This window comes from Paenarthrobacter sp. AMU7, from assembly GCF_041200195.1.
In the GTDB taxonomy this organism is placed as follows: Bacteria; Actinomycetota; Actinomycetes; order Actinomycetales; family Micrococcaceae; genus Arthrobacter.
In genome coordinates, this window is sequence record NZ_CP165735.1 from 813,749 (window position 1) to 827,752 (window position 14,004).

The 14,004-nt window shown below is 65.2% G+C and carries 9 protein-coding genes, 1 tRNA gene and 1 other RNA gene; 3 read left to right on the forward strand and 8 right to left on the reverse strand.

Annotated elements, in window-relative coordinates; translation table 11 throughout:
• Positions 1–230 precede the first annotated feature (230 nt).
• Positions 231–1,316: a hypothetical protein gene (locus tag ABQM86_RS03930; protein ID WP_369745980.1), complete on the forward strand. Its 1,086-nt coding sequence runs from the start codon at positions 231–233 to the stop codon at positions 1,314–1,316.
• On the opposite strand, the gene ABQM86_RS03935 is transcribed toward ABQM86_RS03930, so the two are convergent.
• The 5 genes from ABQM86_RS03935 to ABQM86_RS03955 form a co-directional block, all read right to left on the reverse strand.
• Positions 1,313–1,903: a dihydrofolate reductase family protein gene (locus ABQM86_RS03935; protein WP_207596183.1), complete on the reverse strand. Its 591-nt coding sequence runs from the start codon at positions 1,901–1,903 to the stop codon at positions 1,313–1,315. The genes ABQM86_RS03930 and ABQM86_RS03935 overlap by 4 nt on opposite strands.
• Before the next feature lie 37 nt (positions 1,904–1,940).
• Positions 1,941–2,540 (reverse strand): recombination mediator RecR, encoded by a 600-nt coding sequence (gene recR / locus ABQM86_RS03940; RefSeq protein WP_089593619.1) that lies wholly within the window; start codon positions 2,538–2,540, stop codon positions 1,941–1,943.
• 33 nt (positions 2,541–2,573) lie between these two features.
• On the reverse strand, positions 2,574–5,801 hold the full coding sequence (locus ABQM86_RS03945; RefSeq protein ID WP_369745981.1) for a DNA polymerase III subunit gamma and tau: 3,228 nt from the start codon (positions 5,799–5,801) through the stop codon (positions 2,574–2,576).
• A 33-nt stretch (positions 5,802–5,834) separates the two neighbouring features.
• Positions 5,835–5,931: signal recognition particle sRNA small type (ffs, locus tag ABQM86_RS03950), an RNA gene on the reverse strand.
• Positions 5,932–6,019: 88 nt separating this feature from the next.
• Positions 6,020–6,343 (reverse strand): hypothetical protein, encoded by a 324-nt coding sequence (locus ABQM86_RS03955; protein ID WP_207596185.1) that lies wholly within the window; start codon positions 6,341–6,343, stop codon positions 6,020–6,022.
• Positions 6,344–6,647: 304 nt separating this feature from the next.
• Between ABQM86_RS03955 and ABQM86_RS03960 the strand changes: the two genes are divergently transcribed.
• Positions 6,648–6,732: transfer RNA gene (locus ABQM86_RS03960), tRNA-Ser, on the forward strand.
• A 65-nt stretch (positions 6,733–6,797) separates the two neighbouring features.
• Here the strand turns inward: ABQM86_RS03960 and ABQM86_RS03965 are convergent.
• Complete coding sequence (locus ABQM86_RS03965) at positions 6,798–7,727, reverse strand: LysR family transcriptional regulator (protein ID WP_207596186.1); 930 nt, start codon at positions 7,725–7,727, stop codon at positions 6,798–6,800.
• Between the two features lie 123 nt (positions 7,728–7,850).
• Here ABQM86_RS03965 and ABQM86_RS03970 point away from each other — a divergent pair, with 123 nt between their 5' ends.
• Positions 7,851–11,324, forward strand: a complete 3,474-nt coding sequence (locus tag ABQM86_RS03970) for a bifunctional proline dehydrogenase/L-glutamate gamma-semialdehyde dehydrogenase (RefSeq protein ID WP_369745982.1) — start codon at positions 7,851–7,853, stop codon at positions 11,322–11,324.
• A 196-nt stretch (positions 11,325–11,520) separates the two neighbouring features.
• On the opposite strand, the gene ABQM86_RS03975 is transcribed toward ABQM86_RS03970, so the two are convergent.
• The gene (locus ABQM86_RS03975) at positions 11,521–12,444 is read right to left on the reverse strand and encodes an oxygenase MpaB family protein (RefSeq protein WP_207596188.1); all 924 of its coding nucleotides are present in this window, start codon (positions 12,442–12,444) and stop codon (positions 11,521–11,523) included.
• Between the two features lie 98 nt (positions 12,445–12,542).
• Positions 12,543–13,985 (reverse strand): MFS transporter, encoded by a 1,443-nt coding sequence (locus tag ABQM86_RS03980; protein ID WP_207596189.1) that lies wholly within the window; start codon positions 13,983–13,985, stop codon positions 12,543–12,545.
• Positions 13,986–14,004 lie beyond the last annotated feature (19 nt).

Sequence of the window (14,004 nt, forward strand, 5' to 3'; positions counted from 1 at the left end):
AATCCGCTCGGATCGAGGCTCCACTCTGGGCGGCCGCGGGTAATCCCATACCGATTCCTGGCCGGGGGCCGGCTTGATGGGACGGGGACGCCGAAAGACACCGGAAACACTGCGATGGGAGACCATGCACCCATGGTGGCACCCTCGGCTGGGATCTCCCCGTGAAGTTTCGGCGTATCGGTGATGGCGTGCCCGGCGTACCATCCACTTCATGAGGACTTCGGCAGGCGATGGCCGGCTTATCTGACCACACGGACGCATCGGGTCCGGCGGACAACGAGCCCGAATACGAAGTGATCGGCGGTGTGATCGACGATCAGCCCTCCGGCCTGGCCCGCCCTATGCCAGGAGCCGGGTCCCCGCCCCGAACCGCCGGAAACTTTGGGGCTGCCGCAGCGGAGGCATGGCGGAGTGCCCGGACATCCTTCACCTCGTGGTGGTTCTGGCTTGGCTGCGCACTGGGGATTGCCGCCGCCTGGGGCTTGGCCGCGGCCGTGGTTTCTTTTGCAGAAGCCAACGGATGGTTCGATACCAGGGTTGCAAGTGCCATCTACTTGATCACGGCGGTCTTCCTTGCGCTCGCCGCCGCTGTGCTGGGAGCGGTGTGGGGCTTCCGACATTCCCAAGGGCGCCTTCTTGTCCTGTTGCTGGCCGGAGGTATTCGAGGAGTCGCTTTGGGAGCGCTCGCGGGTGGTGTTTTGCTCGTGGTGGGCGCCAGCGTCGGCGGGCCGACGGCACTGGCCGTTGCCGCCGTCGTCGTTATTATCCTGGAAGTGGCCCTGTTCGGACTGATCGGTGCGGGTGCGCGGGCATGCTTTGCTGCAGCGGCGCCGGGGGCGGCATTGACCGCCTTGGTGGTGGCTTTCCTGTGCGTTGGAAATGTGGTGACCACCATCCTGCTCCTTCCCGGGACCACGGTGATGGACCAGGCTTCCGTCCCGGTGAACGTGGAACGCGACGATTCCGGCAGGATCATTGCCTACGAGTGCGTGGGCAATCTCCGCCCGGTTGAAGTGGTCCATACAGAACGGGTTGCCTGGATTGCGGCAGCCAACCCTGCCCTGCTTTTTGGGAGCGTGGGCGCCGACGTGGTGCCCAGGGACAATGAACTTGGCTGGTTGCTGGCCGGCCTGCAGTGGGCCGCCGATGGGCCCTCACGGGAAGTGCCGTGCCTCGGTGGCGAATCCAGTGACGGGCTGGCACCGTCGGTTCCTGTCTTCGTGACCGGCCTCGCGCTGCAGTCCTTGGTGGCCGGCCTGGTGCTGGTACCTGGCCGGCGGCTGAGGGCTCGGCGACTGGCGACGGGCTCTGGCTAAGCCCCTCGGCGCACGTACTCGGAAATCACGACGCCGGAGCCGAACGTCGTCGTCGTAACCTCTTCGAAGGCGCTTGGCTGGTAGGCACCCGGCGCGAAGAGCGGTATGCCATCGCCGAACAGGAGTGGGCTTCGTTTCAGAACCAGTCTGTCGATTTCACCGGAAAGCTGCGTAGCCAGATGGCCGCCTCCACATAGCCAGATCGACTTACCTGGCTCGGACTTCAATCTGCGGACTACGTCCACCGGGTTCTCGTGGGTCAGCTCCAGGTTTGGGTGCTCGCCCGGGATGTCCGCCTTGGTGTGCGACCGGGAAAAGACCACCTGCTTAAGATGCTGATAAGGGCTGGTCATGCCAGCTGGTAGACCTACGGCGTAAGTGTTCCAGCCCATCACGACGGCGTCGAAGGTCGCTTTGCCTTGTTCGATGCCCATGGCGTCCGCGGCCACTGTGGGTATGGCTTCGGGGAAGCGCTCAATTTGGGCGGCCATATGGTCACCTTCCACCGGAAACGCGTCGAATTCCCCTCCCGGACCGGCAATGTACCCATCCAGGCTGACGGCAACGTAGTACACAAGCTCTCGCACGGGACCCCCATCACGGTTGTTGTTGGTGATTGCGAGACTACAACAAGGCGTTGCGTCTGCCCTCGAAGGCCCTGCCGAGGGTAACTTCGTCGGCGTACTCCAGGTCTCCACCCACCGGCAGGCCCGACGCGAGTCGTGTCACCGTGATTCCGATCGACTTGAGCATGCGGGCTAAATACGTTGCAGTCGCTTCGCCCTCAAGGTTGGGGTCGGTGGCGATGATGATCTCCTGGATGGCGCCATCATTGAGGCGTGTGAGGAGTTCCCGGATCCGCAACTGCTCAGGACCGATGCCCGCAATGGGGTTGATGGCCCCACCCAGCACGTGATAGCGGCCGCGGAAGGACCGGGTGCGTTCCACAGCCAGGACGTCCTTGGACTCCTCAACCACACAGATGACCGACGGGTCTCGGCGCTGGTCGCGGCAGATGTTGCACTTTTCCTGCTCGGTCACGTTGAAGCACACGGAGCAGAACTTCACGCGTTCCTTGACCGTGGTGATGGCCGTAACCAGGCGCTTCATGTCCTCTGGATCAGCCTCCAGGATGTGAAATGCCAGGCGCTGCGCTGACTTGGGGCCCACACCGGGAAGCCGGCCGAGCTCGTCAATCAGCTCCTGAACTGCACCTTCGTACACAATGTCCTCATTTGGTTGAAATCAATGCTGGAATCAGCGGTTGTGCAGGGGAGAACCGTCCAAGGCGCGCTCTTCGATCAGCTTTCCGCCCAGAATACGCTCCACAGCTGCCCGCCCAAAGACCCTCGATTCCTCGATGGTCTCGTCCTCCGGGCTGGGGATGTCCTCCGGCACGGAGTCCGGCTTCACCGGGGTCCTTACCGGCGCTTGGACACGGCCAGCCTGGGCTTCGGGGCTGTTGGTCAACCGCTGGTACAGGCTCTGGCGGCCATTCGGATTGCCCGACGGCGCGGCCTCCTCCAGCGTCGCGACCGAACCATGCGCTTCCTCTGGTTGGGTCGCCAAGGAGGGCCAGGTCGGCGCGGCGGCGTTGCTGCTTCCTGCGGGGGCGCCGCTGCTGACGGGCTCGGGCATCGATTGTGTTGCGGGCCAGCTCGACGCCGGTGCGACGTCCCAGCTTGAACTTGGGTTCTGTTCCGCGTTGGTCGGGTGGCCGTAGGTGCCGGTGGTTGCTTCCGGAACTTGGGCTGCGGCCGGCTCGTAGTCGGGAGCGTCCGGCGCCGTTGGGGTTTCTTCGGCCGCTTCGGCGGGTTTCTTGCCCACGTTGGACTCTGTGCCCACGACCCAAGTACCGGGCGTTTGCTCGACGGCCCTGGACCACGGGTCGTCGGACGATGCTGTGGGCTTGGCGGTGCCCGCTGATGGCGAAGATGCAGCCGTAGTTGCGCTGCTTGCTGGGGCCGACGTGGTGGCCGCTGACGGCGCCGAGGCACTCGAAGGGGAAGCGGGGACACTGGGTGCCGGTGCCGCAGTTGCAGGCGCCGCGGGTGCAGTACTCGGTTGGCCATAACCCGACGGGGGCTCCCAATCCGCAGGTGGCTCTTCGTCCAGGGGCGGAGCGTCCTCGTCGAGCGGCGGACCCCAATCGTCGTCAGGGTACGAGTAGTCGCCGGAGGGCTCGGGGGTCGGCGTGGTCGGTGCTTGCGTTGAAACAGCCGGTTCCGGAATGTGGGCAGCCGGCGTTGGGACTGTGGGTGCCGGTGCTGTGGGTTCTGCCTGGGCAGGGGTGGCCCTCGCTGGCACGGATGCTGCTGCCGGAACAGATGCTGTTGGTGCGGCAGCAGGTGCTAGACCCCACGCGGAGTCGACAGCTGACACCGGTGCCGGCACCGAGGCTGTTTCCGCAGGCGACGACGTGACGTTTGCGGCTGCTGCCTCGGGGGATTCAGCACGCGCCGACGCCAGGGCGCCCGCTGGTGCTGCAGCAGCCGGAGATTCCCGGCTAGTAGGCGCTTTTGGGTTTGGCTCAGAGCTCGCTGAGCTGTTGCCGCCAGCGACTGCCACGATCTGGCAGTCGATGCCAAGGGTCTTGTGGATCGCCTGGCGAAGGTTCTCGGCGTGGTCTGCGCGGCCGAACGCGCCCGCAAGGCCGCCCGTTGTGAATGCCAGAGTCAGGACCTGGCCGTCGAACTGGGCAACCTGGGCGTTAGGCTCCACCAGCGCCCACGTGCTGCGCTTGATCTTGGTCAGGGTTTGCAAGACGTCGGGCCATGCGCGACGCAGAGCCTCCACATCTCCGCTTCCTCCAGAACCAGCAGGTCCTCCCGCGGTAGCGGGCTGCGGAGCTTGGGGCGCCACTTGCGCTGGGGCTGCCCGCGGTGGAGCTTGAACTGGTGGTGCCGCCGACGGTTCTGGCGCCGGCGCTTGAACAGGACTGGGCTGCGAGGTGGGGGCCTGGACGCGATCAGCCGGGGCGGGGGCAGCCTGAGGTGCAGCAGCCTGCGGAGCACGACCGGAAGCCTGGCGGTCCTCAACAGGCCAGTCGCTGGTGGACACTCGTGGTGCTGTGATGGCGTCGCGCGACCCGGCGTCAGCGGCCGGCGCGGGAGCGGCAGGTGCCGAAGCAGGCGTCCGCGGCGAAGCAGCCGGCGCAGCAGGTGCCGATGCATAGGGTGCCGGCACGGAAGGTGCGGGCTCAACGGCAACCGGTGCCGCGGGCGCAGAGGCGGGGGCCGGCGTCGGCTGTGCAACAGGCGCAGCAGCCGCCGTAGCAGGCGGGCCGGCAGCAACGGCCGGCGCGCCGCCGTCGCCCGCGTAATTCAGGCGACGTTCCACGCGGTCGATGCGGGCAGCGATGCCTCGCTCGGTCTGCTCAGCGCTTGGCAGCAGGATTCGGGCGCACAGCAGTTCAAGGTGCAGCCGGGGCGAGGTGGCGCCCGTCATCTCGGTGAGGGCGGTGTTGGTGACGTCCGCCGCGCGGGAGAGCTCGGCCGCGCCGAGGTTGGTTGCCTGGTTGCGCATGCGGGCGATCTGGTCCGCCGGCATGCCACGAAGAATGGCCTGGGCGCTCTCGGGCATGGCCTGGACGATGATCAGGTCGCGGAAACGTTCCAGCAGGTCTTCAACGAATCGCCGGGGATCGTGCCCGGTCTGGATAACGCGATCCACGGCCTTGAAGACCACCGCGGCGTCGGAGGCTGCAACGGCATCCACGATGTCGTCCAGCAAGGAAGCGTGTGTGTAGCCGAGCAGGGCCACAGCGAGTTCATAGTCCAGGCCATTCGGTCCGGCGCCAGCCATGAGCTGATCCAGCACCGACAGGGTGTCGCGGACCGAGCCGCCACCGGCGCGGATGACCAGCGAAAGCACGCCGGGAGCCACCGGCACGTTCTCCTGTTGGCAGAGCAGCTCGAGGTACTGCATCAGGGGCTCGGGTGGCACCAGCCGGAAGGGGTAGTGGTGCGTGCGGGAGCGGATGGTCCCGATGACTTTGTCCGGCTCCGTGGTGGCGAAGATGAACTTGATATGTTCCGGCGGCTCTTCGACGATCTTCAGAAGCGCGTTGAAGCCGGCCGACGTGACCATGTGGGCCTCGTCAATGATGAAAATCTTGTAGCGGTCGCGGACCGGGGCGAAGGTTGCGCGTTCGCGGAGATCCCGCGCGTCGTCAACGCCACCGTGGCTGGCGGCGTCGATCTCGATGACGTCCAGGGAGCCGGAACCACCACGTGCAAGTTCGATGCAGCTGGGGCACTTGCCGCAAGGGGTGTCGGTGGGTCCCTCGGCGCAGTTCAGGCAGCGGGCAAGGATGCGGGCAGAAGTGGTTTTGCCGCAGCCGCGGGGGCCGGAGAAGAGGTAGGCGTGGTTCACGCGGTTCTTGCGGAGCGCCGTCATCAGCGGCTCCGTGACGTGTTCCTGCCCGATAACGTCCGCGAAAGAGTCCGGGCGATACCTTCGATACAGGGCAGTTGTAACAGTCACAAGTGAAACCTACCTATAGAGACTGACATTTAAATAAGTGACCCCTCATGCACCCGCCAGAGCCCATCTACCCTTGCTACCTTCCGGTCCTGGGGGAGTTCAACAGGATGACGCCACATGAGGGGCCGTCGACAAGCTTACCCGAACTTGGGTTGGGGTTCGAATCGGCCTGAAGGCCTGTGGATAAGGCTCGACGGCGGGTGGCTGGGTTGCGTGAATCACCGCCACCCATTCACCGGCCACGTCATGAAAGCCGGTTCCTCGTAAGGGTGGGCGGCCCGCAGGGCCTGCACCACGCCGTCGAGCATGTCCTCCTCCACCACGCACTCGACCCGGGTTTCCGGCACCTGCTCCTCAATCCCCACCTCACCTACGGAGGGTCGCGCTCCGGGCAGGGGCGTGAAGCGGCCAGTACCTGGCGACGTAAAGGCGCAGTGGGAGTAGTTGCCGATCCGCCCGGCGCCGGCGTCGCCAATGGCCAGGAGGACTTCTTCGATATGCGTCTCAGGAACGTAAACGACCAAGGCGTGGAGCTGCGTCATGGGAACATCCTGTCAATAAACTTCGGCTACAAACAGGTCTCAACCATTGCAAAAGCCGGTATCACAGCGGACTATGGGTATGTACACCGATTGGGGCAATCTCAAGATTGTGAGCTGCGGGGCCTGGGAGCGAGGGGCCGGACCCGGCAGCTCAACGATGTACCGCAAGAATGGGCGCGTTGGGGGCGTCCATTTTTCCGTTAACGGAAGTGTTTCCGAGGCCTTCCAGGGGTGGTCATTCGGCCCGATTACACGTTGCCGAAATTCTCAGGTACAGTAGTATCTGCTTTCGAATCGGAAGCAAGGAGAATTCGCCTAGCGGCCTATGGCGCACGCCTGGAACGCGTGTTGGGTTAACGCCCTCGGGGGTTCAAATCCCCCATTCTCCGCGGTTGGCCCCAGTCCTTGGACTGGGGCCTTTTGCGTTTCCTGAAGCTAGTCCGCGTCCGCGGCCTCAGCCCGCGTCCGCGTGCTGCTCGGCGTCTTGTTGTTGCGCCGCTGCCACCCTTTCCAACACTTCGCGGCAGGCCGCGGTTGCGGGGTGGATGCGGCCTGCTGTCCTGGTGGAGGTGAACACGGTGCGCTTTGGCAGGGCCGGGAGATCCAGCAGTTGAACGGTACGCGAGCGCCCGGTCCACACAAGGTCCGGCATGAGTGCCACGGCATTCCCGGATTCAATGAGCCGGATCTGCGCTTGGAGATCGGCCGTTTCGTATCTGACGTCGGGTTCGAAGCCCGCGGACCGGCAGGCTTGCTCTGCCCAGTGCCTTGAGGCTGCGCCACGGGGTTCCATGACCCACGGCATCAACGCGGTGTCCGCGAGCGTCGATACCGTTTCGCCGCCGAGTCCCACCGGGGGAGTGGCCAGGCGGATGGCGTCGCTGGTGAGGGTGACGCGGTCCAACCCGCTGTGGTGCGGAGCAGCGTGGCCGGGGTATTGCTCGGCCACCACAAGGTCGAAGTCCCGCGCCCATGTTTCGTAGAGGGCAGTCTCGGGCTCGCGTTGGGTCATTTCCACGCGCACCTCGGGATACTCGTGCCGCATGATGGTGAGGAAATCCGGCAGCAGGGCCAGGGCCGCGGACTGGAAGACGGCCAAGCGAACCGTTCCCGTGACCATGGAAAGCGAGGCGGCGAGCTCGGTTTCCGCACGCTCCAGCGTTTCCAGCAGCGCCGCCGTGTGTGCCACGAGGATCTCTGCCTGGGGCGTCAGCTGCACGCGACGCCCCGCTTTGCGCAGCAATTCCACGCCGGCTTCCTTCTCCAGGAGAGTCAACTGTTGGGACACCGAAGATGGGCTGTACTGCATGGCATCGGCCACCTCCGCGAGGGTCCCGCGGATCTTCAACTCGTGCAGCAAACGCAGCCTGCGGACGTCCAGCACGGGGGCCTCCAAAAGATCGGGATGGGTAATCAATATTCGTCAGAAAAGATCGCTTTTCCTAACGTGATTGTAGATCCATACTGATGGAAACAAACAAACTTCTCCGTCCCAGAAGGAGCCCCCATGACCAGCACCATCCCGGATGCCACCGCCCCGAGCAGCCAGGATTCCGGACAGTTCGATGCTTTGGCGCAGGAAGCCATCGCCTTGGTCCGCCACTGGCTCACAGAAGCCGGCAAGATCCCCGTGGATGTCTCCGCCCAGCGCCTCGCCGGCGTTTTGAAAGACCCCAACGGTCTGGACTTCACGGTTGGATTCGTCGACGGCGTCATCCGCCCCGAGGACCTGTCGGTCGCCGGCCGTAAACTCGCAGAGTTGGCACCCAAGGTGCCCAAATTCCTCCCGTGGTACATGCGCAGCGCGGTCCGCGTAGGTGGCGTCATGGCTCCGATCGTCCCGCAGGTAGTTATCCCGATCGCCCGCCGCGTGCTCCGCGAAATGGTGGGCCACCTGATCGTGGACGCCACTGACGCCAAGCTCGGCCCGGCCATCGCCAAGATCCGCCGGGACGGTGTGCACCTGAATGTGAACCTCCTCGGCGAAGCCGTCCTGGGCGAGCACGAAGCGCAGCGTCGCCTGGAAGGCACTCTGAAACTCCTTGCCCGCGATGACGTGGACTACGTTTCCATCAAGGAGTCCTCCACCGTGGCACCGCACTCCCCGTGGGCCTTCGACGAAGCCGTCGACCACGTGGTGGAGAAGCTCACCCCGCTGTACCGCCTTGCCGCGTCCTTCCCCAAGCCCAAGTTCATCAACCTGGACATGGAGGAATACAAGGATCTCAGCATGACCATCGCGGTGTTCAAGCGCATCCTGGACATGCCGGAGTTCAAGAACCTGGAAGCCGGCATCGTCCTCCAGGCCTACCTCCCCGACGCCCTCGGTGCCATGCAGGAACTGCAGGAGTGGGCCACCGCACGCCGCGCCCAGGGAGGCGCCCCCATCAAGGTTCGTGTGGTCAAGGGCGCCAACCTTCCCATGGAGCAGGTTGAAGCTTCCCTTCATGACTGGCCGCTGGCCACGTGGGGCACCAAGCAGGACTCGGACACCAGCTACAAGAACGTCATCAACTACGCCCTCACTCCGGAGCGCATTGACGCGGTCCGCATCGGCGTCGCAGGCCACAACCTGTTCGACGTCGCCTTCGCCTGGCTGCTGGCCAAGCAGCGCGGAATTGCCCAGCAGGGACCGAAAGCCATCGAATTCGAGATGCTCCTGGGCATGGCGACCGGCCAGGCCACCGCAGTCCGCAAGGACGTCGGCAGCCTCCTGCTCTACACGCCGGTGGTCCACCCGGGCGAGTTCGACGTCGCCATCGCCTACTTGATCCGCCGCCTCGAAGAAGGCGCCAGCCAGGAAAACTTCATGTCGGCCGTTTTCGAACTGAGCGAAAATGAAGCCCTGTTCAAGCGCGAGCAGCAGCGCTTCCTGGACTCCCTCGCCGGAATGACGGACGAAGTTCCCGGCCCTAACCGCAAGCAGGACCGCCGCCTCCCGGCTGAGCCTGCCCCGCTCGAGGGCTTCAGCAACACGCCTGACACCGACCCTGCCCTCCCGGCCAACCGTGCCTGGGGGCGCGACATCCTCAAGCGCATCCCCGGTTCCACCGCAGGCAACAAGATCGTGGAGTCCACCAAGGTCTCCGACGCAGCCGAGATGGACCGCATCATCGCTACCGCCGTGGAACACGGCAAGGCATGGGGCGCCCGTCCCGCCGCGGAGCGTGCAGCGATCCTGCACCGCGCCGGCGACATCCTTGAAGCCCGCCGCGCTGAACTCCTGGAAGTCATGGCGTCGGAGACCGGGAAGACCATCGACCAAGGCGACCCCGAGGTCAGCGAAGCAATCGACTTCGCGCACTATTACGCCGAGCGTGCCAAGGACCTGGAAACGGTCGACGGCGCCACGTTCGTCCCAGCCAACCTCACCGTGGTGACCCCGCCGTGGAACTTCCCGGTGGCGATCCCCGCAGGCTCGACGCTCGCAGCGCTCGCCTCAGGCTCCGCCGTCGTGATCAAGCCTGCAAAGCAGGCCCGCCGCTCCGGTTCCGTCATGGTGGATGCCCTCTGGGAAGCCGGCGTGCCTCGCGAAGTGCTGGCACTCGTGCAGCTCGAAGAGCGCGAGCTTGGCACCCAGTTGGTCTCGCACCCCAGCGTTGACCGCGTGATCCTCACTGGTGGCTACGAAACCGCCGAGCTGTTCCGCTCCTTCCGCCAGGACCTGCCGCTGCTCGCGGAGACCTCCGGAAAGAACGCCATTATCGTCACCCCGAGCGCTGACCTGGACCTCGCTGCCAAGGACGTTGTGTACTCGGCGTTCGGTCACGCGGGCCAGAAGTGCTCCGCCGCATCGCTGGTGATCCTGGTGGGCTCGGTCGCCAAGAGCGCCCGCTTCCACAACCAGCTGATCGACGCCGCACGCTCCCTGACCGTGGGCTACCCGGAGGACGCCACCACGCAGATGGGGCCGATCATCGAACCGGCCAACGGCAAACTCCTCAATGCCCTCACCACCCTGGGCGACGGCGAAACCTGGGCCATCAAGCCCGAGCGCCTCGACGAAACCGGCCGTTTGTGGTCCCCGGGCATCCGCTCCGGCGTCAAGCGTGGCTCCTACTTCCACCTGACCGAGTTCTTCGGCCCGGTCCTGGGTGTCATGACCGCAGAGACCCTGGAGGAAGCCATCGCCATCCAGAACGAGATTGAGTACGGCCTCACCGCCGGCTTGCACTCCCTGGACTCCGCTGAAATGGGCGTCTGGCTGGACACCATCCAGGCCGGAAACCTGTACGTCAACCGCGGCATCACCGGTGCAATCGTGCAGCGCCAGCCGTTCGGTGGATGGAAGAAGTCGGCAGTCGGTGCCGGAACCAAAGCCGGTGGACCGAACTACCTGATCGGCTTGGGCAGCTGGCTCCCCGCCGAAGCCAAGGCCAAGCGCGGCACGGTGCTCCAGGGCGCAGCCGCTCAGCTCCTCGCTGCTGCAAAGTCCGCCGACGTTACCGCTGAAGAACTCCAGACCCTGCAGCAGTCGCTCTTCAGCGACGCCGCAGCCTGGGAATCCGAGTTCGGCACCCGCAAGGACGTCTCCGCCCTCTCCGCAGAGCGCAACGTCTTCCGCTACCGCTCCCTCCCGGTCACCATCCGCCTCTCCGAAGGTGAGCGGCTCGCTGACCTGCTGCGCGTGGCAGCAGCCGGAGCAGTGGCGGGCTCGGCCCTCAAGGTGAGCTCCGCCGTCGTACTTCCTGATGCCGTTGTGACCGTGTTTGCGAACCTGGGCGTCAGCGTCCGGATCGAGGACGACGCCGCGTGGCTGGGCCGTGCGGCCAACTTCGACGCCGGCCGGATCCGCCTGATCGGTGGCGATTTCGCAGCGCTGAGCGCAGCGATGGGCGGCCGTCCGGATGTGGCTGTTTACCACGGTGCTGTGACCCAGGCAGGCCGGATCGAGATGCTGCCGTTCCTCCGCGAGCAGGCCGTTTCCATCACGGCCCACCGCTTCGGCACACCGAACCACCTGTCGGATCACCTGATCTAGTTTGTGCGCCGAGGGGTGACCTCTCGGCACTAAGCACGCACCAAAAGGTTGAAAGCCAGCCCCTCGGCGAAGTCCCCACCACGTGGGTCCCCGCCGAGGGGTTGGCTTTCGCCTTTATGGGAGGCTCAAAGGGTTGAGATCTGACCCCTCGGCGAAGAGCGAAGGGTTGAAAGCCAGCCCCTCGGCGAAAGGCACTTCAGGCCTCCGCATAGCCCAGCCTTTGCAGCCTGCGCAGCGCTGCTTGCTCGCTGGGACCGTGGGAGCCCAGGGCGAATCGGACCATCCCCAACACGCCACGCGCCGCCAGGATGGCCGGCAAGGGCACGGGGCCAAGCCTGGCGGGCCGGAGGCCGAGCAAGTCCCGGTACTTGGGCTCAAGGCTTGCGACGGCGGCCGCGAACAGTATGCGGTAACCGGGCTTGAGGAGTGGGCTCAGGGGAGGATAGCGGATGAAGGACACCGTCTCGGCAAGCCGCTCATCGGCCCGGAGTATCCCCGAGGCGTACCACTGCTCCAGTTCGTCACGGACCTGGGCCTCGGTGAGTGGCGGGTCCAGAACTCCCATGAGCCGTCCTGCCGCTGCCCATTCGCGGACGTAGGCATCGGGGCCGCCCGGGATGGCCCTGCCCCAGATCCGGTTGGCAGTGAGGAAGGAGTCCGCGTAGGTGACGTGGACCCAGCGGAGGAGTTCGGGATCGTTGGCGGCGTATTCGCGCTCCACGCCCTGTCCGTCACGGTAGGTTCCCCGGACACGCTCATGGATCTTCCGGACCCGGGCGGTCGCGGCTTCAGCGGCCTCCGTGGAGCCGTACGTTACCGTGAAGATCCACCGCACGGTGTTCGCGAGGCGCCCCAAGGGGTCCTTCTGGAAGCCGGAGTGTTCATAGACGCCAGCGAGCGCGCCGGGATGGAGGGCCTGCATCAGCAGGACGCGGATGCCCGCCACGATGGTGGCCACGTGGCCGTGCACCGCCCAGACGGCCGACCCCGGGAGGTGATATCCGGCGTCGTTCCCGTCTGCGAGCCGCGGCACCCACTCCGGAGGCGTGCCCGACGTTCCCGTGAAGGTGCGCTGCAGCTCGTGCCTGTACTCCGTGAGGTAATTCCTCATAGATCCCATGAGACCTCCATTTAGCGGAGGTGTACAGAGCAGATTGTGGACAGATAAAGCCCTGATGACGGATGCATCAGGGCTTTATCTGTCCAGAAACCCGGGGCTCAGGCGCGGATGCGGCGCCGGGAGGGAGCCGCTGCCACCAGCAGGGCGGCGATGGCGACGGCGGCACTAAGGATCAGTCCCGGCCGGTACTGTTCCAGCATGGCTTGGGCGCTGACGGTTCCGGCGGCTTGGCCGTGGCCGCTGACCAACGCTGTGGTGACTGCCAGAACCAGTGCGGCTCCAACTTGTGTGCTGGTCTGGATCAGGCCGGCCGCCAGTCCCTGTTCTGAATCCTTGATCCCGGCGGTCGCTTGTACGTTGATGGACGGGAAGGCCAGCGCAAACCCGACTCCCAGCAGGACCACCGACGGCAAGATATCCAGCACGTAATTGGGCGTGGTGCCGACGCGGAGGAACAGGACGTAGCCCAATCCCAGGGCTGTGAGTCCGGTGAGGATGAGTTGGGTGGCGCCGAACTTTTCGATGAGCTTGTCCGCGAACGGCGCGCTGGTCGCAACCAAGAGCCCGGCGGGCAGCAAGGCCAACGCCATGCCCAGCGGCGTCCAGCCGAGCACCGCCTGCAGGTACATGGTGACGATGAACTGGAAGCTCAGGTAAGACCCGAACAACCCCACCGCGCTGAGGTTGGCCCGTGCCACCCAGCCTTCTTTAAGGATGCTGAAGCGGATCAGCGGGTGCTTGACCTTGTTCTCGATCACCGCGAAGGCGGCCAGCACGGCAACGGAAACTGCGAATCCGGCGATTGTTGCCACAGATCCCCAGCCCTGTTCCGGTGCTGAAACCAGGGTGTAAACGAGGCCAAGCATGCCCAGTGCGAGGGTGACAGCGCCCCAAACGTCGTGCCCGCTGTCCTCAACGGAGGGCTTGTCCTTGGGGATGAACTTCATGCCCAGGAGGACAACCACCACCGCGATCGGCACCGAAACCAGGAACGTCCAGCGCCAGCTGAGGCTGGTCATGAGGCCACCCACCACCAAGCCCAACGAGAAGCCGCTGGCACCGAACGTCGTGAAGATGGACAGCGCCTTGTTGCGCTCGCGTCCCTCCGCGAAGTTGGTGGTGATGATGGAGAAACCGGTGGGCGCAGTGAAGGCGGCCGCAAGTCCCTTGATGAACCGGGTGGCGATCAGGATGGCGGGGTCGTCCACCAGTCCGCCCAGGAGCGACGCCGCGGCGAAAACGGTCAAAGCAATAAGGAAGATGCGACGGCGGCCCAACAGGTCCGCGAGCCGGCCGCCAAGGAGCAACAGGCTCCCGTAGCCCAGGACGTAGGCGGAAACGATCCACTGCAGGGAATCGGTTCCGAGATTGAGTTCCTGTCCAATGGACGGCAGGGCAACGCCAACCATGGAAACGTCCAGCCCGTCGAGGGCCAAGACGGTGCAGACAACCATCAGCAGCAGCCACTGCGCCCGGGTCCAATGGACGGCTGAGACCAAGGGTGGCTCGGCGGAAGTTTTGAGGGTGGTGGGTGATGTCATGCGCCTCAATCTATATGAC

Coding starts and splice junctions, on each gene's coding strand:
- ABQM86_RS03975 (WP_207596188.1), bottom strand. CDS start 12,444: ATGGGATCTATGAGGAATTACCTCACGGAGTACAGGCACGAGCTGCAG.
- ABQM86_RS03970 (WP_369745982.1), top strand. CDS start 7,851: ATGACCAGCACCATCCCGGATGCCACCGCCCCGAGCAGCCAGGATTCC.
- ABQM86_RS03930 (WP_369745980.1), top strand. CDS start 231: ATGGCCGGCTTATCTGACCACACGGACGCATCGGGTCCGGCGGACAAC.
- ABQM86_RS03955 (WP_207596185.1), bottom strand. CDS start 6,343: ATGACGCAGCTCCACGCCTTGGTCGTTTACGTTCCTGAGACGCATATC.
- ABQM86_RS03980 (WP_207596189.1), bottom strand. CDS start 13,985: ATGACATCACCCACCACCCTCAAAACTTCCGCCGAGCCACCCTTGGTC.